The 20,721-nt window shown below is 68.9% G+C and carries 22 protein-coding genes and 1 tRNA gene; 12 read left to right on the forward strand and 11 right to left on the reverse strand.

The window, feature by feature from the left end:
• Positions 1–17 precede the first annotated feature (17 nt).
• Both ybeY and QZH52_RS08725 read right to left on the reverse strand, forming a co-directional pair.
• Complete coding sequence (gene ybeY / locus QZH52_RS08720; protein WP_301806903.1) at positions 18–470, reverse strand: rRNA maturation RNase YbeY; 453 nt, start codon at positions 468–470, stop codon at positions 18–20.
• Between the two features lies 1 nt (position 471).
• Entirely contained in the window at positions 472–1,413 is a 942-nt protein-coding gene (locus tag QZH52_RS08725; RefSeq protein WP_286534830.1) for a PhoH family protein, read from the reverse strand.
• A 33-nt stretch (positions 1,414–1,446) separates the two neighbouring features.
• Here QZH52_RS08725 and ruvA point away from each other — a divergent pair, with 33 nt between their 5' ends.
• On the forward strand, positions 1,447–2,019 hold the full coding sequence (ruvA, locus tag QZH52_RS08730) for a Holliday junction branch migration protein RuvA (RefSeq protein WP_286525520.1): 573 nt from the start codon (positions 1,447–1,449) through the stop codon (positions 2,017–2,019).
• Positions 2,020–2,028: 9 nt separating this feature from the next.
• Here ruvA and QZH52_RS08735 read toward each other — a convergent pair whose 3' ends face one another.
• Positions 2,029–2,463, reverse strand: a complete 435-nt coding sequence (locus QZH52_RS08735) for a hypothetical protein (RefSeq protein ID WP_286534829.1) — start codon at positions 2,461–2,463, stop codon at positions 2,029–2,031.
• 87 nt (positions 2,464–2,550) lie between these two features.
• Here QZH52_RS08735 and ruvB point away from each other — a divergent pair, with 87 nt between their 5' ends.
• Complete coding sequence (gene ruvB / locus QZH52_RS08740; protein ID WP_286525515.1) at positions 2,551–3,606, forward strand: Holliday junction branch migration DNA helicase RuvB; 1,056 nt, start codon at positions 2,551–2,553, stop codon at positions 3,604–3,606.
• 12 nt (positions 3,607–3,618) lie between these two features.
• Here the strand turns inward: ruvB and QZH52_RS08745 are convergent, their stop codons facing one another.
• Positions 3,619–5,340 carry a lysoplasmalogenase family protein gene (locus QZH52_RS08745; RefSeq protein WP_301806914.1) on the reverse strand — a complete coding sequence of 574 codons (1,722 nt, stop codon included), beginning with the start codon at positions 5,338–5,340 and terminating at the stop codon, positions 3,619–3,621.
• A 112-nt stretch (positions 5,341–5,452) separates the two neighbouring features.
• Between QZH52_RS08745 and QZH52_RS08750 the strand changes: the two genes are divergently transcribed.
• Positions 5,453–6,337: a UDP-2,3-diacylglucosamine diphosphatase gene (locus tag QZH52_RS08750; protein WP_301806918.1), complete on the forward strand. Its 885-nt coding sequence runs from the start codon at positions 5,453–5,455 to the stop codon at positions 6,335–6,337.
• A complete protein-coding gene (locus QZH52_RS08755; protein ID WP_301806921.1) occupies positions 6,334–7,506 on the forward strand; it encodes a glycosyltransferase in 1,173 nt (390 codons plus the stop codon). Before QZH52_RS08750 ends, QZH52_RS08755 begins: the two co-directional genes overlap by 4 nt.
• Positions 7,507–7,522: 16 nt before the next feature.
• On the opposite strand, the gene QZH52_RS08760 is transcribed toward QZH52_RS08755, so the two are convergent.
• Positions 7,523–7,599 (reverse strand) — tRNA-Met (locus QZH52_RS08760).
• 106 nt (positions 7,600–7,705) lie between these two features.
• On the opposite strand from QZH52_RS08760, the gene QZH52_RS08765 reads away from it, so the two are divergent.
• Together QZH52_RS08765 and QZH52_RS08770 are read left to right on the forward strand one after the other, a co-directional pair.
• Entirely contained in the window at positions 7,706–8,377 is a 672-nt protein-coding gene (locus QZH52_RS08765; protein WP_301806924.1) for an RNA polymerase sigma factor, read from the forward strand.
• The gene (locus tag QZH52_RS08770) at positions 8,374–9,411 is read left to right on the forward strand and encodes a hypothetical protein (protein ID WP_301806927.1); all 1,038 of its coding nucleotides are present in this window, start codon (positions 8,374–8,376) and stop codon (positions 9,409–9,411) included. Before QZH52_RS08765 ends, QZH52_RS08770 begins: the two co-directional genes overlap by 4 nt.
• Positions 9,412–9,414: 3 nt before the next feature.
• Here the strand turns inward: QZH52_RS08770 and QZH52_RS08775 are convergent, their stop codons facing one another.
• The 4 genes from QZH52_RS08775 to QZH52_RS08790 all read right to left on the reverse strand — a co-directional run bounded on the left by QZH52_RS08775 (position 9,415) and on the right by QZH52_RS08790 (position 13,883).
• On the reverse strand, positions 9,415–10,194 hold the full coding sequence (locus tag QZH52_RS08775; RefSeq protein ID WP_286525507.1) for an enoyl-CoA hydratase: 780 nt from the start codon (positions 10,192–10,194) through the stop codon (positions 9,415–9,417).
• A 41-nt stretch (positions 10,195–10,235) separates the two neighbouring features.
• Positions 10,236–12,029, reverse strand: a complete 1,794-nt coding sequence (locus tag QZH52_RS08780; RefSeq protein ID WP_301806938.1) for a M61 family metallopeptidase — start codon at positions 12,027–12,029, stop codon at positions 10,236–10,238.
• Positions 12,029–12,706, reverse strand: coding sequence for a DsbC family protein (locus QZH52_RS08785; RefSeq protein ID WP_301807462.1), 678 nt, complete (start codon positions 12,704–12,706; stop codon positions 12,029–12,031). The genes QZH52_RS08780 and QZH52_RS08785 overlap by 1 nt, the downstream gene beginning before the upstream one ends.
• Positions 12,707–12,767: 61 nt before the next feature.
• Positions 12,768–13,883, reverse strand: coding sequence for an FAD-dependent monooxygenase (locus tag QZH52_RS08790; RefSeq protein WP_301806940.1), 1,116 nt, complete (start codon positions 13,881–13,883; stop codon positions 12,768–12,770).
• 77 nt (positions 13,884–13,960) lie between these two features.
• On the opposite strand from QZH52_RS08790, the gene QZH52_RS08795 reads away from it, so the two are divergent.
• From QZH52_RS08795 to QZH52_RS08805, 3 genes are all read left to right on the forward strand, one after another.
• Complete coding sequence (locus tag QZH52_RS08795) at positions 13,961–14,842, forward strand: MOSC domain-containing protein (RefSeq protein ID WP_301806943.1); 882 nt, start codon at positions 13,961–13,963, stop codon at positions 14,840–14,842.
• A 70-nt stretch (positions 14,843–14,912) separates the two neighbouring features.
• A complete protein-coding gene (gene ychF / locus QZH52_RS08800) occupies positions 14,913–16,004 on the forward strand; it encodes a redox-regulated ATPase YchF (RefSeq protein WP_301806946.1) in 1,092 nt (363 codons plus the stop codon).
• A gap of 8 nt (positions 16,005–16,012) precedes the next feature.
• A complete protein-coding gene (locus QZH52_RS08805; RefSeq protein WP_301806948.1) occupies positions 16,013–16,687 on the forward strand; it encodes a glutathione S-transferase in 675 nt (224 codons plus the stop codon).
• 7 nt (positions 16,688–16,694) lie between these two features.
• Here QZH52_RS08805 and QZH52_RS08810 read toward each other — a convergent pair whose 3' ends face one another.
• Entirely contained in the window at positions 16,695–17,168 is a 474-nt protein-coding gene (locus QZH52_RS08810) for a YqaA family protein (RefSeq protein WP_286534816.1), read from the reverse strand.
• Between the two features lie 171 nt (positions 17,169–17,339).
• Between QZH52_RS08810 and dusB the strand changes: the two genes are divergently transcribed.
• Genes dusB through purH form a run of 3 tightly spaced genes read left to right on the forward strand, consistent with a single transcriptional unit; the run spans position 17,340 to position 20,247 of the window.
• On the forward strand, positions 17,340–18,398 hold the full coding sequence (gene dusB / locus QZH52_RS08815) for a tRNA dihydrouridine synthase DusB (RefSeq protein WP_301806953.1): 1,059 nt from the start codon (positions 17,340–17,342) through the stop codon (positions 18,396–18,398).
• A gap of 34 nt (positions 18,399–18,432) precedes the next feature.
• Positions 18,433–18,669, forward strand: coding sequence for a Fis family transcriptional regulator (locus QZH52_RS08820; protein WP_028249493.1), 237 nt, complete (start codon positions 18,433–18,435; stop codon positions 18,667–18,669).
• A gap of 6 nt (positions 18,670–18,675) precedes the next feature.
• Complete coding sequence (purH, locus tag QZH52_RS08825; protein WP_301806959.1) at positions 18,676–20,247, forward strand: bifunctional phosphoribosylaminoimidazolecarboxamide formyltransferase/IMP cyclohydrolase; 1,572 nt, start codon at positions 18,676–18,678, stop codon at positions 20,245–20,247.
• On the opposite strand, the gene QZH52_RS08830 is transcribed toward purH, so the two are convergent.
• The gene (locus QZH52_RS08830) at positions 20,244–20,717 is read right to left on the reverse strand and encodes a hypothetical protein (RefSeq protein WP_286525493.1); all 474 of its coding nucleotides are present in this window, start codon (positions 20,715–20,717) and stop codon (positions 20,244–20,246) included. The genes purH and QZH52_RS08830 overlap by 4 nt on opposite strands.
• Positions 20,718–20,721 lie beyond the last annotated feature (4 nt).

Consider the following 20,721-nt stretch of genomic DNA (forward strand, 5'->3'; position numbering starts at 1 on the left):
GGCGGTCCCGCAAGGTCTCAGTAAGGATTCCGTATCCCCAGGCCCGCGAGGATCTCGATCTCGCGCGCCTCCATCTCCTCGGCATCGGCCTCGCCGGTCTCGTGGTCCCAGCCCTGCGCATGCAGGGTGCCGTGCACCAGCAGGTGGGCGTAGTGCGCGGCCAGCGTCTTGCGCTGCTCCTTCGCCTCGCGTGCCACGACCGGCGCGCACAGCACCAGGTCGGCCATCACAACCGGGGATTGCGCGTAGTCGAAGGTGAGCACGTTGGTGGCGTAGTCCTTGCCGCGGAACTCGCGGTTGAGCTGCTGGCCTTCGTCGGCATCGACGAGCCGCACCGTGATCTCGCCGTCGGCATCGAGTGCGTGCCGGATCCAGCGGGCGACGCTGTGCCGCGGCAGGGCGGCGCGATGGCGCTCGACGCCCTTGAAGCGGGCGAACTGGAGCGACAGCGACAGGTCCGGGAGTGCCATGTCAGTGCGCCGCGGTGCGCTTGCGCGCGTTGTCGTAGGCATCGACGATCCGCGCCACCAGCGGATGGCGCACCACGTCCGCGCTCGTGAAGCGCGTGATGGCGATCCCGTTGACGCGCTTGAGGACGCGCTCGGCGTCGATCAGCCCGCTGGGCTGGGTCTTGGGCAGGTCGATCTGGCTGACGTCGCCGGTGACCACCGCCTTGGCGCCGAAGCCGATCCGGGTCAGGAACATCTTCATCTGCTCGACCGTGGTGTTCTGCGCCTCGTCGAGGATCACGAAGGCGTTGTTGAGCGTGCGCCCGCGCATGAAGGCCAGTGGTGCGATTTCGAGCGCATTGCGTTCGAAGGCTTTCTGCACGCGGTCGAAGCCCATCAGGTCGTAGAGGGCGTCGTACAGCGGCCGCAGGTAGGGGTCGACCTTCTGCGTCAGGTCGCCGGGCAGGAAGCCGAGCCGCTCGCCGGCCTCGACCGCGGGCCGCGTCAGCACGATGCGCTGCACCGCGCTGCGCTCGAGCGCGTCGACCGCGCAGGCCACCGCCAGGTAGGTCTTGCCGGTGCCCGCGGGGCCGATGCCCAGCGTGATGTCGTGGCTGGCGATGTTCTCGAGGTAGAGCGCCTGGGTCGGGGTGCGGGCGCGCAGGTCGGGCCGCCGCGTGGCGAGCACCGGGGCGTCCTCGTCGTCCATCGAACTGTCGCTGGCCAGCGTGAGCTGCACCACCGCCGGGTCGATCACGCGCTGGGCGATCTCGTAGAGCGCCTGCAGCACTTCCATGGCGCGATGGGCGTTGACCTTGGAGCCGTCGATCTTGAACTGCTCGTGGCGGTGCGCGATCTTGACGTCGAGTGCTTCCTCGATGCGCCGCAAGTGCGCGTCGAGCGGGCCGCAGAGGTGGCCCAGGCGCGTGTTGTTGGGCGGGGCGAAGGTGTGTCGCAGAATCACGCGAGTTTCATTTCAAAAGCGAAAAGGGCACCCATGATAGGCAAACTCACCGGCATCCTGGCCGAACGCAATCCGCCGCAGGTGGTGGTGGACTGCAACGGCGTCGGCTACGAGGTCGATGTGCCGATGAGCACCTTCTACAACCTCCCGGGTGCCGGCGAGCGGGTTTCGCTGCTGACGCACTTCGTGGTGCGGGAAGACGCCCAGATCCTCTACGGCTTCGGCACCGCCGAGGAACGGGCCGCCTTCCGGCTGCTGATCAAGATCTCCGGCGTCGGGCCGCGCACCGCCCTGGGCGTGTTGAGCGGCATGAGCGTGGGTGAGCTGTCGCAGGCGATCACGCTGCAGGAGGCCGGCCGGCTGGTGAAGATTCCCGGCATCGGCAAGAAGACCGCCGAGCGGCTGCTGCTCGAGCTCAAGGGCAAGCTGGGCGCCGACATCGCGCTGCCCGCCCATGCCGCGACCGACGCGCAGGCCGACATCCTGCAGGCATTGGTGGCGCTGGGCTACAGCGACAAGGAAGCGGCCGCCTCGCTCAAGGCACTGCCGAAGGACGTGGCGGTGGGCGAGGGCATCAAGCTGGCGCTGCGGGCGCTGGCGAAGTAGCGGCCGGGTTCAGCGGCTGTCCTGCAGCGCCAGGGCGAGCGCGAACACCACGGTCTGCAGCACCACCACGATGCCGTGGCGCTGCATGGCCAGCCGCGTGCCCAGGACCCGGTCGGCCAGTGCCCGCGCGGCCTCGCTGCCGCGCCGCAGGCCCAGTTGCTCGAGCGTGTGGTCCAGCACCGGGAGCGAGGCGATCGTGCCCTGGGCCAGGCCCTCGAACAGGGCGGTGTCGACGCGCAGCCGCAGCGCCAGGTAGCGCTCCGGCAGGCCGGCCAGCGCGATCAACGCGAAGGTGGCCCAGGACGCTGCCGGCAGCGAGCGGCCGGTCAGGGCCAGCACCAGGCCGGCGATCAAGGCCAGCGCCAGGCCCCAGACCGCGATCACGCCGCTGGCGCGCAGCAGGCCCGCGGTGGCGGCACAGAGCGCGCGGTCGTTGTCGTTCATGGGCGAATCGGCCTCCTTTCGCTGGCGCATTCTGCCGCAGCGGGGCCCCGAACAAGCTCTAAACTGCGTCCTCTTCCGATCCGCTCCATGACCATCCAGACCGACGACTTCGCCCCGGCCCCGCAACGCGTGGTCTCGGCCGCACCCGCTTCGCCCAACGAGGAAGCCATCGAGCGCGCGCTGCGGCCCAAGCTGCTCGACGAGTACGTCGGCCAGGCCAAGGTGCGCGAGCAGCTGGAGATCTTCATCGGTGCGGCGCGCCATCGGGCCGAGGCGCTCGACCACGTGCTGCTGTTCGGCCCGCCGGGGCTCGGCAAGACCACGCTGTCGCACATCATCGCGGCCGAGCTCGGGGTCAACCTGCGCCAGACCTCGGGCCCGGTGCTCGAGAAGCCCAAGGACCTGGCCGCCCTGCTGACCAACCTCGAGCGCAACGACGTGCTCTTCATCGACGAGATCCACCGGCTGTCGCCGGTGGTCGAGGAAATCCTCTACCCGGCGCTGGAGGACTACCAGATCGACATCATGATCGGCGAGGGCCCGGCGGCGCGCAGCATCAAGCTCGACCTGCAGCCCTTCACGCTGGTCGGCGCCACCACGCGCGCCGGCATGCTGACCAATCCGCTGCGCGACCGCTTCGGCATCGTGGCGCGGCTGGAGTTCTATACGGCGGAAGAACTCGCGCGCATCGTGCGGCGCAGTGCCGGCCTGCTCGGCGTGCCGATGGACGATGAAGGCGGCCTCGAGATCGCGAAGCGCTCGCGCGGCACGCCGCGCATCGCCAACCGGCTGCTGCGCCGCGTGCGCGACTATGCGCAGGTGAAGAGCGACGGTCGCATCACCATCGACGTCGCGCACAAGGCGCTGGCGATGCTCGACGTCGACCCGCAGGGCTTCGACCTGATGGACCGCAAGCTGCTCGAAGCCGTGATCCATCGCTTCGATGGCGGACCGGTCGGCCTCGACAACATCGCGGCCAGCATCGGCGAGGAGTCGGGCACGATCGAGGACGTGATTGAGCCGTACCTCATCCAGCAGGGCTACCTGCAGCGCACGCCGCGCGGGCGGATCGCGACGCTGGCGGCGTACCGGCACCTGGGCGTGGCGCCGCCGCAGCGCGATGGGGACATGTTCGGCAGCTGAGCGGGCGCCGCTTCAGCGCGCGCGCACCTTCGCCGCGATCAGCCATTGCGCCGCGTAGTAGCTGGCCAGCACCCACAATGAAGCCACCGGCAGCGGCTGCACGAAGCGGTTGGTGGCCAGCAGCGCGTCGCTCAACATGAACAGGCAGGCGCCCAGCGCCACCTGCCGCGCCCCCGCATCGCCGAGCACGGCCGCGCGACCGAGCGCCTGCGCCGCCATGCAGGCGATCACCACCACGTACAGGCCGACCGGGATCCGCAGGCCGGCCGGCAGCCCGCCCCACCACAGGAAGGCGTACATCGAGACGCCCACCGCCAGCGTGGCGGCCAGCGCCCGACGGCGCGGAAAGAGCCCCACGCCTTCAGCGAACAGCGCGATGTAGGCCAGATGCGCCAGCAGGAAGGCGACCAGGCCGGGGATGAACAACGTCGGCCACATCAGCAGGACGTCCCCGGCCAGCGAGGCCGCCAGCCCCGCGAGCAGCAGCAGGGCGAAGCGCCCCGGCATGGCGTCGCTGCGCGCACGCAGGCCGGCGAAGACGATCAGGATCGCGAGCGCCAGCGGCTTGGCGACGACATGCAGGCCGGCGATGCCGAGCGCGCCGCTCGCGGCCGCCAGCGCGGCGGCATCGACGAACAGCACGCCGATCACCGGCAGCCGGCCCTGCAGCACGGCGCCCGTGGCCCAGAGCCCGGCGGTCAGCGCAGCGAGCCAGACCAGCGAGGTGGTGAAGGCGAGCGTGTCCGAGAACCACAGGAAGGCGGTGGCGCCGCCCAGCAGCGCGATGAACTGCAGCGCCGCGAAGACCTGCACGCCGCGCGAGGCCTGCGGCTCGTAGCGCTGCACGCCGGCGATGTCGAAGGGCGGTTTCGGATCGTTCGCCGCCAGGTCGGCCGGCCGCCAGCCGGGCGGCTTGAACCACAGCCGCAGCTTGTCGCTCCAGTGCCGGGTGCGCCAGCTGTCGCGCGCCAGCGATGCATAGACCTCGGCGTTGGCCCACAGCGGGTCCCAGCTGCGCAGCGGGCTGCGGGTGCCGTATACGCAGCGCTCGCCTTCTTCCTGGAAGCTGCCGAAGAGGCGGTCCCAGACGATCAGCACGCCGCCGTAGTTGCGGTCGACGTAGCGGTCGTTGACTGCGTGGTGCACGCGGTGGTTCGACGGCGAGCAGAACCAGCGGTCGAACCAGCCCAGCTTGCCGACCTGCTCGGTGTGGACCCAGAACTGGTAGAGCAGGTCGACCAGCGCGACCACCCCGAACACCAGCGGCGGCACGCCGGCGATCGCCATCGGCAGGTAGAAGATCCAGCCGAACAGCGCGCCGCTGGAGGTCTGGCGCAAGGCCGTCGACAGGTTGTAGTGCTGGCTCTGGTGATGGACCACGTGCGCCGCCCACAGCACGGCGCTCTCGTGGCCGAAGCGGTGCAGCCAGTAGTAGCAGAAGTCGTAGAAGACCAGAGCCAGCAGCCAGCCGTACCAGCGGGTCCAGAAGTCGGTGTCGGGGAACAGCGCGAAGGCCGACCAGACGGCGGTGTAGATGCCGATGCGCAGCAGCCCGGTGAGGGCGGCGCTGATCTGGCTCAGCATGCCGAGGCCGATGCTGTTGAGCGTGTCGGGCAGGCGGTAGGTGTCCTGGCCGCTGCCGCGCCGCGCGCGCATCCGGCCGACGAAGAATTCGATGCCGATGAGCAGGAAGAAGAACGGTGTCGCGAGAACGATGATCTGGCCGGGTCGCATGAGCGGGATTCTCGGGTGCAACCCGACTGTCACAACCCCAGGGTTCCCCTGTCATGCGGGCGTCACCGCGGTGCCTCCGGCGCGTCACGGGCGGCTGCGATCGTGTCCGTCCATGCAACGCGACGACGCTTTCCTTCGCGCATGGCGCGACACGACCGGCCCGGCCGGTGGCACCACCGATGACGAAGAAGTCACGCGGCCGCCACAGACCTACCGGACCCTCTGGATCTCCGACCTGCACCTGGGCACCCCGGGCTGCCAGGCGCGGGCGCTGCTCGACTTCCTGAAGCACACGGAGTGCGAGACGCTGTTCCTGGTCGGCGACATCATCGACGGCTGGCAGCTGCGGCGCCACTGGTACTGGCCGCAGGCGCACAACGACGTGATCCAGAAGCTGCTGCGCAAGGCCCGCAAGGGCACGCGCGTGATCTTCATCCCGGGCAACCACGACGAGTTCGCGCGCAAGTACCTGCAGCACAACTTCGGCGGCATCGACGTCGCGGAGGAGTGGATCCACGAGACCGCCGACGGCCGCAAGCTGTGGGTCATGCATGGCGACCTGTTCGACGGCGTGATCCAGTGCGCCAAGTGGCTGGCCCATGTCGGCGATTCGCTCTACGAGTTCACGCTGAAGCTGAACCGGCACCTCAACTCGCTGCGCGCGCGCATGGGGCTGCCCTACTGGTCCTTGTCGAAGTACCTGAAGCTGAAGGTCAAGCGCGCGGTCAGCTACGTCGGCGACTTCGAGAGCGCGGTGGCGCGGGAGGCCCGCCGGCGCGGCGTGCAGGGCGTGGTCTGCGGCCACATCCACCACGCGGAACTTCGCGACATCGACGGCATCCTCTATGCCAATGACGGCGACTGGGTCGAGAGCCTGACGGCGCTGGCCGAGCATGCCGACGGGTCGCTCGAGATCCTGCACTGGGCCGGCCAGTTGCCGACGCGGACGGGCCTCGGGGCGGCGGCTTCGCGGCGCGCGGCGGCGGTCCCCGCATGACGGCGATGTCCGGCGCGCGAACCGTCGACCTCGTCTACTTCAATGCCGGCGGCGGCCATCGCGCTTCGGCGCTGGCACTGGAAGCCGCGATCGCGCGTGCCGCTCTGCCATGGACCGTGCGGCGGGTCAACCTGCGCGAGGTGCTGGACCCGAAGGACAGCTTCCGCAAGCTGACCGGCATGGACCCCGAGGACGTCTACAACAAGCGGCTCGCGCGCGGCTGGACGCTCGGCCTGGCGCAGGAACTCAAGCTGCTGCAGGGCATGATCCGCTGGGGCCACGCGCCGCTGCTGCGGCAGCTGCAGCAGCACTGGCTGGCGACCGAGCCCGACATGGTCGTGTCGCTGATCCCGAACTTCAATCGCGCGCTGTGCGAGTCGCTGGGCTCGACCTTGCCGGGCGTTCCCTACGTGACCGTGCTGACCGACCTGGCCGACCATCCGCCGCATTTCTGGATCGAGCAGGGGCTGGACCAGCACCTGGTGTGCGGCTCGGCCAAGGCGGTGCAGCAGGCCCGCGCGGCGGGCTATGCGGACGCGCGGATCCATGCCAGCTCGGGCATGCTGATGCGCGCGGCGTTCCACGAGCCGCCCCGGGTCGACCGGGCGGTCGAGCGGGTGCGACTCGGCCTCGACGCCGACCGGCCGACCGGCATGGTGCTGTTCGGCGGCCAGGGCTCGAAGGCGATGCTCGGGATCGCGAAACGCCTGCCCGAGACCCCGCTCATCCTCGCCTGCGGCCACAACGCGGCGCTGGCGCGGGCCCTGCGCGCGCTGCCGGCGCGGGCGCCTCGCCTGGTGCTGGAATTCACGCCCGACATCGCGCACTACATGCGCCTGGCCGATTTCTTCATCGGCAAGCCGGGCCCGGGCTGCCTGAGTGAGGCGGTGCAGATGCAATTGCCGGTGATCGTGGTGCGCAACCGCTGGACGCTGCCGCAGGAACGCTACAACGCCCAGTGGGTGCGCGAGCAGGGGGTCGGGCTGGTGTGCAGCAGCTTCGCCAAGGTCGACCAAGCGGTCGAGGCGCTGACCGGGCAGTTGGGCCGCTACCAGGAGGCGACGCGCAAGGTGCGCAACCGGGCGATGTTCGAACTGCCGGGGATCCTGGAGGGCATCCTGGCGCGGGCCGAGGCGCTGAAAGAAGAAAGCCTGCTATCGGTGGGATAGCAGGCTTTCCTGGGAGTGGTGGCTCTTCACGGACTCGAACCGCGGACCTGTGGATTATGATTCCATCGCTCTAACCGACTGAGCTAAAGAGCCGAGCCCAGGATTATAGCGTTTTCTGCGGCGTGTCGATCCAGCCCTCCAAAGTTTTATGAGCGGCGGCGATTTCGCAGGCCGCAGCGCATCAGGTCAAAATCCGCCGATGCCTTCGCCCGCCGCCGCGATCCCCGACCCCTTCGACGCCCTCAGCGACGACCAGTTGATGCTGGCCTACGCCGGCGGCAACGTCCACGCCTTCGACGCCCTCTACGAGCGCCATGAGAGCGCCTTGTTCCGCTTCGTGCGCCGCCTGCTGGGCCTGCGGCTGGCGGCCGAGGTGGGGGAGGTGTTCGAGGAGACCTGGTCGCGGATCGTGTCGGCGCGGGACAGTTTTTCGCCCAAGCAGTCGAGTTGGCGTATCTGGGCCTTCACGATCGCCTATCGCATGGCGAACGAGCGGCTGCGGGTCAGCGGCCGCGAGGTCGCGTTCTATGCCCATGACGAGGACGGCGATGGCCTGGAGGCGGCGCAGCTCTTCAGCCGCGGCCTGCTGCGCGACGGCGCCGCCGCCGCCAACGATGGCGCGCAGCCGTCGCCGGAGGAACTGGCCTTCTGGCAGGCGGCCGGGCGGCGTCTGCTCGCCTGCCTCGACGAACTGCCGGACGACCAGCGCGCCGCCTTCCTGCTGCACCAGGAGGAGGGCTTCACGCTGGAGGCGATGGCGGCCACCCTCGACATCGGCGCCGAGACCGTTCGCGGCCACCAGGGCCGCGCCTTGAAGAAATTGCGCGGCTGCATGGAGCGCTATCTTTCCGTATGGGTGTCCCACGCATGAGTGCCGCCAACGACGCGCCCGACGACCTGCGCGACGACCGCCTGCGCAAGGCGCTGCTTCACGCGCCTGACCAGAACGCGGCGCCCGACTGGCGGCTGCGCAAGGCGATCCTGCGCGACGCTCACGATGCCGTCGGCGCGACCGACCCGGCCACCGACGCCGCCGAACTGGAGCGTGCCGCCCGCCCGTGGTGGCAATCGACAGGGCGCGGTCGGCGCGGCAAACGATGGGGCGCGGTCTTCGCCATCGCCCTGGCGGCGCTCGTCGCGGGCGTGCTCTGGCAGCGCCAGCCGCCCGGTCCAAAGCTCGATGCCGAGATCGCGAAAGATGTACCCCGGCCTGCGCCACCGAAGCCGCCTGCGCCAGCATCTGCACCTGCAGACGGGCCGGTCGCCTCGCTGTTGCCGTCGCTGGAGCCGATCCCTATGCCACCGCCGCCAGCGCCAGCGCCACCACCACCACCGCCAGCAACAGCGCCGCTGCGAACGCTGCCGCCGGCCCGGGTCGCGCCCCCAGTCGCCATCCCGCCACCGCCGCGCGGCCCTGCAACGCTTCCCTCGATCGACGAGCGTGCGCCGGGGCAGGTCGCCCCGGGCGTCGCCGCCGCGCTGCCGCCCAATCCGGCCCGCAAGACGCCGCCCACCGTCCGCACCGACGAGACCGACCCCCCGACTTTCGACGCGCTGGCGACCTGGAGCCGCATCACGATCAGCCGGCGCGGCGGCGAGAGCCGCAGCCTGTCGCGGCCCGAGGCGCGCGAACTCAACGCGCTGCTGGGATCTGCCGCGCTGTCAGCCGTCGGACCCCGGCCGCTCGGCGGCACGCCCGAATGGCGGGTCACGCTGGAGCGCGGCCCGGACTCGCTGGCCGTGTTCGAGATTTCCGGCGCCCAGGTGCGCTGGCGCGAAGGCCGGGCGCCGCCAGCCACGGGGGCGCCATCGCCGCAAGCGCTGGCGGCGCTGCGCCAGGCGCTGCAGGAGGCAGTGAAGGCACCCGAAGCGGCCGCCGCACCGGAGCCGCCGCGCAATCCCTGACGCCTACTCGTTCTTGAAGTCGGGCGTGCGCTTGGTCAGGAAGGCGTCCATGCCTTCCTTCTGGTCGGCGGTCGCGAACAGCGCGTGGAACAGCCGGCGTTCGAACATCACGCCGTCGGACAGCCCGCCCTCGAAGGCCCGGTTGACCGATTCCTTGGCCGCCATCACCGCGATCTGCGAGAAGCTCGCGATCGTCAGGGCCGCGCCGAGGGCCTCCTCGGCCAGCTTCTCGTACGGCACGATGCGGCTCACCAGTCCGGCACGCTCGGCCTCGGTGGCGTCCATCATGCGGGCCGTCAGCGCCATGTCCATGGCCTTGGACTTGCCGACCGCGCGCGGCAGCCGCTGGGTGCCGCCGGCCCCGGGAATGACGCCGATCTTGATCTCGGGCTGGCCGAACTTCGCGTTGTCGGCCGCGATGATGAAGTCGCACATCATCGCCAGCTCGCAGCCGCCGCCGAGCGCGAAGCCGCTCACCGCGGCGATCACCGGCTTGCGGATCTGGCGGATGGTCTCCCAGTTCCGCGTGATGTACTCGCCCTTGTAGACATCCTGGAAGCTGTACTTGGCCATCGCCGCGATGTCGGCGCCGGCGGCAAAGGCGCGCTCGCTGCCGGTCAGGATGATGCAGCCGATGGCCGGGTCGGCGTCGAAGGCCTTCAGCGCCTGCCCCAGCTCGGTCATCAGCGCGTCGTTGAGGGCGTTCAACGCCTTCGGGCGGTTCAGCGTGACGATGCCGACCTTCTCGGCCTCGACGCGCACTTCGATGTTCTCGTAGCTCATGGGTGTCTCCTTGAAACGAACAATCTGAGGCGGCCCGGCGGTTACTGCGGATGCAGCCAGGCGGCCATCCGGGCCGGATCCTGCGCGAACAGGCGCCAGGTCGTGACGCCGGCGGGCAGCGTGAGCGGCAGGCGCAGCAGGCGGCGATCGCGGGCGACCAGGGCCGTCGCCTTGCGCAGCGGCCCGAGGTAGAGCGCGAGGTCGTCGAGCCGCGCCAGGCGCCAGCCCTGCGCCGGCCGGCCCTTGGCCGCCGGCAGCTCGATGCCGATCCATTCGTCGTTGGCCGAGAAGCCGGCCTGTTCGGCGGCGCCGCCGCGCAGCACCACCTTGACCTGGATGCTGCCGCCGGTCTCGGTGACGCGCAGGCCGAGCTCCTGCGCCCGCTGCGCCGGGTCGTCGAGCGCGGCCACGCCGTGGGCGCGCAGCAGGTCGGCCAGGGGCAGCTCGTCGGTGGTGTGGACCCAGCGCGCGAGTTCGGCCGCGTACGACCGGCCGCCGACGGTCTCCAGCGCGGCGGCGACGTCGGACTCGGCGATCGGGCCGCCGTCGGTCTGCTTCCACAGCAGCCGCATCACGTCGTCGAGCGTGCCCTTGCCTTCGGCGCGCAGCGTGAGGTCGAAGCACATGGCGACCAGGGCGCCCTTGGTGTAGTAGCTCACCGTGGTGTTGGGCGTCTGCTCGTCCTGGCGGTAGTACTTGATCCAGGCGTCGAAGCTGGCCTGGGCCACCGACTGCACCAGCCGGCCCGGCGTCTGCAGGACCTGGTTGACCGTCTTGTTGACGAGGCGCAAATAGGTGGCGTCGTCGATGCGCCCAGCACGGCGCAGCAGCAGGTCGTCGTAGTAGCTGGTGAAACCCTCGAACAGCCACAGCAGCTCGGTGTAGTTCTCGCGGCCGTAGTCGTAGCGGGCGAACTCCACCGGCCGCAGGCGCTTCACGTTCCAGGTGTGGAAGTACTCGTGGCTGACCAGGCCGAGCAAGGTGGTATAGCCCTCGGGCTGCTTGCGGACACCGAGCTGCGGCAGGTCGCGCCGGGTGCAGATCAGCACCGTCGAATGGCGGTGCTCGAGACCGCCGTAGCCGTCGTCGACGGCGTTGAGCATGAACACGTAGCGGTCGTGCGGCGGCTTCGGGCCGCCGCGCTTGCCGACCCTGTCGCCATGCCAGAAGCGCATCTGCGTCTCGCAGATCGCCTGCGTGTCGGCGATCAGCCGCTCGCCGTCGAAGGAGGCCGGGGCGCCGGCGACCACGAAGCGGTGCGGCACGCCGCAGGCCTCGAATTCGGCGCTCCAGAAGGGGCCCATCTCGACCGGGCTGTCGGCCAGTTCGTCGAAGTTCGCGGCCAGGTAGCTGCCGAAGCCCTGGCGGTCGACGCGGGTCGGCCGCAAGGCGGTGGCGCAGGACCAGCGCGCGCCGTCGGCGGCGGCGGGCGGCGCCACCACCTCGAGCGCATGCGGCGCGTCGACCTGGTCTTCGACCTGCAGGCAGACGCTGGTGGCGTTGAAGAAGCCGCGGTCGGCGTCCAGCCAGGCGGTGCGCACCGAGTTGTCGTAGGCGCAGACCTCGTAGCGCAGCACCAGCGGCTTGCCCGGCGTGCAGTCGACTTCCCAGCCGGCCTTGTCGAGCTGGCGCACGACCAGCTTGCGGCGCCCCTGCTGGGCGCGCAGCTGCTGCAGGTTCTTCGAGAACTCGCGCAGCAGGTAGCTGCCGGGAATCCAGGCCGCGAGCGCCAGGCGCTGCAGCGCGGCCGGCTCGGCGACGGTGAGCGTGATGGCGAACAGATGCGCCTTGCGATCCGCGCACTCGACGCGGCAGTGGACGGCCGGCGTGGCCATCAATTGAGCGCAGCGAGTTGCTTCTCGACCTGCGCGGCGGGGATCGCGCCCGGTGCGCGCGTGCCGTCGCTGAAGATCAAGGTCGGCGTGCCGGTGATGTTGTATTTCTGGCCGAACTCGCGGTTGCGCGTGAGGGCAGTGGTGTCGCATTCGGCAGCCGCCGGCGCGACGCCGCGCTGCATCCAGTCGTCCCACGACTTGGCCTTGTCCTTGGCGCACCAGATGTTGCGCGACTTGACCACCGAGTCGGGTCCGAGCACCGGATAGAGGAAGAGCTGGATCGTGACGTTGTCGACCTTGGTGAGGTCGCGCTCGAACTGCTTGCAGTAGCCGCAGTTCGGGTCGGCGAACACCGCCAGCCGGCGCTTGCCGTTGCCGCGCACGATCTTGATGGCGTCCTTGCCGGGCAGCTTGTCGAAGGCCACCTGGCTGAGCTTCTCGACGCGTTCTTCGGTGAGGTTCTTGCGTTCCTTGACGTCGATCAGGTTGCCCTGCAGCAGGTAGTTGCCCTGTTCGTCGGTGTAGAAGATCTCGAAGCCGTTGACCCGCACCTCGTAGAGGCCGGGGATCGGCGCCTTCGTGACCTCGTCGATCTTGGCGAACTGCGGGATCCGCGCAGCGAGATTCTTTCGGATCTCGGCCTCGCCGGCGGTGGCGTTCAGCGCCATGCCGAACATCAGGGCCGCCAGGGCGGCGAACAGGGGGCGGACAGGGTGCTTCATGGTGATGTTCCGGGGATCACTGCAGGCCCATGGCCTGGCGGGCGATCCAGTTCTTGACGAGCCGTGTGCGGTCGAAACCGCGCATGCCCCAGTTGCGCAGCGCCGGCAGGGGGTCGGCGCTGTGGGCGAAGAGTTGCTGCAGGCCGTCGGTGGCGAGGCTCATCGACAGCACGTCGGTGCGGCGTGCGCGCTCGTAGCGGCGCAGCAGCCGGGCGTCGCCCACGCTGCGCCAGTAGTCGCGGGAGCGGATCACCTCGGCCAGCGCGGCGGCATCGCCCAGCCCCAGGTTCAGTCCCTGGCCGGCCAGCGGATGCACCGTGTGGGCGGCGTCGCCGGCCAGTGCCCAGGCGCCGCCGTCGCCGAAGGCGCCGGTCCAGCGATCGGCGATGGCCCGCTGCAGCGGCCAGGCGGTGCGCTCGCTGGTGAGCCGGAACGCGCCGAGCGCGTCGTGGCTGGCTTCGCGCAGGGCGGCGGTGAAGACATCGGCCGGTTGCGCCAGCAAGGTCGGGGCGTGGAACTGGTCGACCGACCAGACCAGCGCCAGCGAGCGGTCGGTGTCACCGAGCGGCAGCAGCGCCAGCACCTCGCCCTTGTCGTTGAACCACTGGCGCGCGATGCCGTCGTGCGCCTGCTCGGCTTCGAGCCGGGCGGCGATCGCATGCTGGGGATAGCGCGTGACCTCGTAGCCCACGCCGAGCGCTTCGCGGGTGGCGCTGATGCGGCCTTCGCAGACCACGGTCAGGGGGGCGGCCACCGGCGCGGCGACGACCTCGACGCGGGGCTGGAAGCGCACCGCGTCGCTCAGCTGCTGCTCGAGCGCGGGCACGTCGACGATCCAGGCCAGCGCATCGACCTTCTGGCGGGCGGCGGAGAATTGCACCCGTCCGCCTTCGTCGCCGTGCACCTGCATTTCGCGCACCGGGGTGGCATGGGCCGCGGCGGGCCAGGCGCGCAGCGATTCGAGCAGGGTCTTCGAGGCACTGTTCAGCGCATAGGCGCGAACATCCTGGCCGGCCGGCGGCGCGGCGGGCACGACCAGCGCCACGCGGACGCGTTCGCGGGCCAGCAGCAGCGCCAGCGTCCGGCCGACGATGCCGGCGCCGCGAATGCAAACTTCGGGGGGAAGAGCCATCGGCAGATTGTAGGAGGAGCCTTTGCCGACGTCGGGGTCGGTGGACAATCGCGGTTCTTGAAAAAGGACCCGTTGTCGTGAATGCTGCCGATTTCGATCTCCAAGCCACCATCGCCCGCCTGTTCGTCTACCCGGTCAAGTCCTGCGCCGGGGTCGAGCTGGACGAAGCCCTGCTGATCGAGACCGGGCTGGAATTCGACCGCGCCTGGATGGTGGTGGACGCCCAGGGCGAATTCGTCAGCCAGCGCGAACTGCCGCGCATGGCGCTGGTCCGCCCGCAGCTCAAGCACTCCGAGATGGTGCTGCGCGCCCCCGGCATGCTGGCGCTGCACATCGCCTTCGACCGGGTCGAGCAGCCGGTCCGCGTCAAGGTCTGGAAGGACGAGGTGGCGGCCTACGACATGGGCGACATCGCGGCCCAGTGGTTCAGTGACTTCCTGTCGGAACCCGGGCGGCCGCAGAAGCTGCGCATGGTGCGCTTCGATCCCGAGCAGCGGCGCCTGTCGAGCCTGAAATGGACGGAGGGCGTCGAGGCCCTGAACCAGTTCGCGGACGGCTTCCCGTTGCTTGTCGCAAGCGAGGGCTCACTGGCGGAGCTGAACGCGAAGCTGGCGGCCGCCGGCCATCCGGCGGTCGGTATCGAGCGGTTCCGGCCCAACATCGTGCTGGCGGGCGTCGAAGCACACGACGAGGACCGCGTCGAGACCCTGCACATCGCGACTGCCGAGGGCGAGGTGCTGATGCGGCCGGTCAAGCCCTGCGCGCGGTGCCCGATCCCCGACATCGATCCCCAGACCGCCGTCCGCAGCCCCGAAGTGGGCGACATGCTGCGAACCTACCGCTCGGACCCGCGGGTCGATGGCGCGATCACTTTCGGCATGAATGCGATCGTGCTGGTGGGGCTGGAGCATGCCCTGCGGGTCGGCCAGCCGGTCGGCGGCAACCTGCGCTTCGAGTAGCGCCCGGCACCTGCCCCATGCCGGGCGCCTAAAATACCCGGTTACCCCCAGAATTCTGAAAGCACCCGCCATGAGCCTCCAGTGCGGCATCGTCGGCCTGCCCAACGTCGGCAAGTCCACCCTCTTCAATGCCTTGACCAAGGCAGGCATCGCGGCCGAGAACTACCCCTTCTGCACCATCGAGCCCAATGTGGGCGTGGTCGAAGTGCCCGATCCGCGGCTGGCCCAGTTGAGCGACATCGTCCAGCCCGAGCGCGTGGTGCCGGCGATCGTCGAGTTCGTCGACATCGCGGGCCTGGTCGCCGGTGCCAGCCAGGGCGAAGGCCTTGGCAACCAGTTCCTGGCCCACATCCGCGAGACCGACGCCATCGTCAACGTGGTGCGCTGCTTCGAGGACGACAACGTGATCCACGTGGCCGGCAAGGTCGACCCGATCTCCGACATCGAGGTGATCCAGACCGAGCTCTGCCTGGCCGACTTGTCGACAGTCGAGAAGGCGCTGCACCGCCACACCAAGACCGCCCGCTCGGGCGACAAGGAAGCCATCAAGCTGGTGGCGCTGCTCGAGAAGTGCCAGGCGGCGCTGAACGAGAACAAGCCGGTGCGCTCGATCGAGTTCAGCAAGGAAGACAAGCCGCTGGTCAAGCAGTTCTCGCTGATCACCGCCAAGCCGGCGATGTTCGTCGGCAACGTGTCCGAGGACGGCTTCGAGAACAACCCCTTCCTGGACCGCCTGCGCGAATACGCGGCGGCGCAGAACGCGCCGGTGGTGGCGATCTGCGCCAAGATCGAAGCCGACCTGGCCGACATGGACGACGAGGACCGCAAGATGTTCCTGGCCGAGATCGGCCAGGAGGAGCCCGGCCTGAACCGCCTGATCCGCGCCGCCTACACGCTGCTGGGCCTGCAGACCTACTTCACGGCCGGCGTCAAGGAAGTGCGCGCCTGGACCATCCACATCGGCGACACCGGCCCGCAGGCGGCCGGCGTGATCCACACCGATTTCGAGAAGGGCTACATCCGCGCCCAGACCATCGCCTTCAACGACTTCATCGCCTTCAAGGGCGAGCAAGGTGCCAAGGACGCGGGCAAGATGCGCGCCGAAGGCAAGGACTACGTCGTCAAGGATGGCGACGTGATGAACTTCCTGTTCAGCTCCTGAGCGCCTGCATGATCACGGTCCACCACCTCAACAATTCGCGCTCGCAGCGCGTGCTCTGGCTGCTCGAGGAACTCGAGCTTCCATACGAGGTGGTGCGCTACCAGCGCGACGCCAAGACCATGCTCGCGCCGCCCGAGCTCAAGAAAGTTCATCCGCTGGGCAAGTCGCCGGTGGTCACCACCGACGAGGGCATGACGCTGGCCGAGTCGGGCGCCATCATCGAGACCCTGGTCGAGCACTATGGCGATGGCCGGCTGTCGCCCGTGGCCGGCACGCCGGAGGCCCTGCGCTACCGCTACTGGCTGCACTACGCCGAAGGCTCGGCCATGCCGCCGCTGCTGCTCAAGCTGATGTTCGACCGGGTCGAGAAGGCGAAGATGCCGTTCTTCGCCAGGCCGATCGCCAAGGGCATCGCCGACAAGGCCCGCGCGGCCTTCATCCTGCCGAGCCTCAAGACCCACCTCGACTTCATGGAGGGCGAACTCGGCAAGAGCGAGTGGTTCGCCGGCGACGCCTTCACCGGCGCCGACATCCAGATGAGCTTTCCGGTCGAGGCCGCGCGGGCCCGCGGCGGCCTCGATGCCTCGCGGCCGAAGCTGATGGCCTGGCTCGAACGCATCCATGCGCGCCCGGCCTACCAGCGGGCGCTGGAGCGCGGCGGCCCCTACGGCCTGTTGAGCTGACGCCGACTCAATTGTTCGGCCAGATGTAGAGCAGCGCCACGGTCATCGTGAGGTAGCGTGCGAACTTGCCGACCGCCATATAGAACACGCAGGGCCAGAACGACAGCTTGAGCCAGCCGGCGACCGCGCACAGCGGATCGCCGACGATCGGCAGCCAAGCCAGCAGGCAGGCCTTGGGGCCGAGCCGCTCCAGCCAGCCCAGCACCCGCAGGTGGTGCTTCGAATGCGAATACTTGTCCGCGACCTTGTGGGCGCCGTAGCCCATCCACCAGTCGACGACGCCGCCCAAGGTGTTGCCGATTGTGGCGACCGCGATGGCCTCCCAGAACATGTCCGGGTTGAGCTTGAGCAGGCCGAACAGCACCGGCTCCGATCCCACCGGCAGCAGCGTCGCCGACACGAAGGCGGCGATGAACACCGTACTGAGCCCGTACTGAGGAAGCGCCAGGAGCGCCAGGAGGGAGTCGAGCCATGCTTGCATAGGTGTGCGCGCAGTATAGAAAGGCGCGGGCCGGCCCGGGCGTAGGCGAGAACCCTCATCTCAGGGGCCCCGCCTGCGCGGCGAGGGTGCAAATCGTTTCAGCCGAAGCAGCGCCGCGCCGCTACAATCGTGCCTCATTTTTCAGCAGCCCAGCGCGCGCCAACCTCCTCCATGACCCTGCAGATCGGCCATATCGCGCTGGAAAACAGCCTGTTCGTCGCCCCCATGGCGGGCGTCACGGACCGGCCGTTCCGCATGCTGTGCCGCGAGCTCGGCGCCGGCTACGCGGTCAGCGAGATGGTCACCTCGCGCAAGGAACTCTGGGGCACGCTGAAGACCTCGCGCCGCGCCAACCACGACGGCGAACCCGGCCCCATCTCGGTGCAGATCGCCGGCACCGATGCCGACATGATGTTCGAGGCCGCGCAATACAACATCGACCGCGGTGCGCAGATCATCGACATCAACATGGGATGCCCGGCCAAGAAGGTCTGCAACAAGTGGGCCGGCTCGGCGTTGATGCGCGATGAGCCGCTGGCGCTCGAGATCGCCGAGGCGGTGGTCCGTGCCGCGCTGCCGCACGGCGTGCCGGTCACGCTCAAGATGCGCACCGGCTGGAGCGACGACAGTCGCAACGCCGTGACACTGGCGCGCCGCTTCGAGCAGGCCGGCGTCCAGATGCTGACCGTGCACGGCCGCACGCGCGAGCAGGGCTACAAGGGCCTGGCCGAATACGACACCATCGCGGCGGTCAAGGCCGCGGTGCGCATTCCGGTTGTCGCCAACGGCGACATCACTTCACCAGAGAAAGCGCGCGACGTTCTGGCGCTGACCGGCGCGGACGCCATCATGATCGGCCGTGCTGCGCAGGGCCGGCCGTGGATCTTCCGCGAGATCGCCCACTTCCTCGATACAGGTACGCATCGGGCCCCGCCGCTGGTGGCCGAAGTGCGTCGACTGATGCTGGACCACCTGAAGGAGCACTACGCCCTCTACGGCGACTACAGCGGCGTGCGAACGGCGCGCAAGCACATCGGCTGGTATGTGCGCGCGCTTCCCGGCGGCGAGGCGTTCCGCACTGCGATGAACGCGATCGAGGATTGCGATGCGCAATGGCGCGCCGTGGCCGGGTTCTTCGACACGCTCGCGGGGCAGATGGACCGCATTCCTGCCGCAGCCGAGGGCGAACTCGATCAGCTGGACGAACAGGCGGCCGACGCATTGGCGTAAGAAAAGCAGAACAAGAGGAGAAGAAGAGAAGGCCATGAGCAAGAAACACATCGAAGACTGCGTACGCAGCAGTCTGGACAGCTATTTCCGCGACCTCCGCGGCACCGAACCCGACGGCATGTACGAGATGCTGGTGCGGGTGGTCGAGAAACCCCTGCTCGACGTCGTCATGACGCGCGCCGAGGGCAACCAATCCAAGGCCGCGCAATGGCTCGGCCTCAACCGAAACACGCTGCGCAAGAAGCTGGTCGAACACAAACTCTTGAAGTAATTCCCGATGAACGCACTGATCTCCGTATCCGACAAGACCGGCATCCTCGAATTCGCCCAGGCGCTGCATGCGTTCGGCATCCATCTGCTGTCCACCGGCGGCACCGCCAAGCTGCTGGCCGACGCCGGTCTGCCGGTCACCGAAGTGGCCGACCACACCGGCTTTCCCGAGATGCTCGACGGCCGGGTCAAGACGCTGCACCCGAAGGTGCACGGCGGCCTGCTGGCGCGGCGCGATGTGCCGGCGCACATGGCTGCCTTGAAGGAACACGGCATCGCCACCATCGACCTGCTGGTGGTCAACCTCTACCCCTTCGAGGCCACGGTCGCCAAGCCCGGCTGCACGCTCGAGGACGCGATCGAAAACATCGACATCGGCGGTCCGGCGATGGTGCGCAGCGCGGCCAAGAACTGGAAGGATGTCGGCGTGCTGACCGATGCCTCCCAGTACCCGCTGGCGCTGGCCGAACTCAAGGCCGACGGCAAGCTCAGCGACAAGACCAAGTTCGCCTTCTCGGTGGCTGCCTTCAACCGCATCAGCCAGTACGACGGCGCAATCAGCGACTACCTCTCCAGCATCCAGCAAGACGGCGCCCACGCGCTGTTCCCGGCCCAGAGCAACGGCCGCTTCGTCAAGCTGCAAGACCTGCGCTATGGCGAGAACCCGCACCAGCAGGCCGCTTTCTATCGCGACCTGTACCCGGCGCCCGGTTCGCTGGTGACGGCGAAGCAACTGCAGGGCAAGGAACTCAGCTACAACAACATCGCCGATGCCGACGCGGCATGGGAATGCGTGAAGAGCTTCGACACGCCGGCCTGCGTGATCGTCAAGCACGCCAACCCCTGCGGCGTCGCCACCGGCACGGATGCCCTCGAGTCCTACAGCAAGGCCTTCAAGACCGATCCGACCTCGGCCTTCGGCGGCATCATCGCCTTCAACCGGCCGATGGACCGGGCCGCGGCCGAAGCGGTCAGCAAGCAGTTCGTCGAAGTGCTGATGGCGCCGGGCTACTCGGCCGAGGCGCTGGAAGTCTTCAAGAGCAAGGTCAACGTGCGCATCCTCGAGATCGCGCTGCCGCCGGGAGGCAAGAGCGACTGGGACAACGGCCGCAACGCGGTCGACGTCAAGCGCATCGGTTCTGGCCTGCTGATGCAGACCGCCGACAATCGCGAGCTGTCGATCGGCGAGCTCAAGGTCGTGAGCAAGAAGCAGCCGACCCCGCAGCAGCTGCAGGACCTGCTGTTCGCCTGGAAAGTCGCCAAGTTCGTCAAGAGCAACGCGATCGTGTTCTGTGCCGACGGCATGACGATGGGCGTCGGCGCCGGCCAGATGAGCCGTCTCGATTCGGCGCGCATCGCCAGCATCAAGGCCCAGCACGCGAACCTGTCGCTGGCCGGCACCGCGGTCGCGAGCGATGCCTTCTTCCCGTTCCGCGACGGGCTCGACGTAGTGGTGGACGCCGGTGCGACCTCGGTGATCCAGCCCGGCGGCTCGATGCGCGACCAGGAAGTGATCGACGCCGCCGACGAGCGCGGCGTGGTCATGGTGCTATCGGGCGTGCGCCACTTCCGGCATTAATCGCTGCCGTCGGAGAAGCGGTACTTCAGCTGGAAGCTGATGGCGCCGTAGAGCTTGTCCTTGATGCTGGGGATGATCGCGATGTTCAATCCCCAGTGCTTGCCCTCGATCGCCGCGGTCGGGATCAGCGCCGGGAACCAGCCGCCGTTGTTGGTCATCTGGTAGCCGTCGAAGCCGCCCACCACGGCGCCCAGCTTCACGCCGTGGAACTCGAAGGGCATCACGTACAAGCCGATGTAGTTCGAGTAGTCGCGGTCGCTGTTGCGGAACCGGCCAGCGGTGGCCGAGAAGGTCTTGTCGATCGGCCACTCGATGCCGATCCCCGGGTTGGCGTCTTCCAACCCCTTGTTGCGATCGAAATGCAGCGAATAGAAGCCCGGGTTGATCCAGACCTGGCTGATGTCGGCCTGGGCCAGCGCAAGGCCGGGCAGCAGCAGGCACGCGCCTGCCAGGAGCGATGGCAGCTTCACGGCG

The sequence above is a fragment of the Variovorax ginsengisoli genome, assembly GCF_030486595.1.
GTDB classification, from domain to species: Bacteria; Pseudomonadota; Gammaproteobacteria; order Burkholderiales; family Burkholderiaceae_C; genus Variovorax; species Variovorax ginsengisoli_B.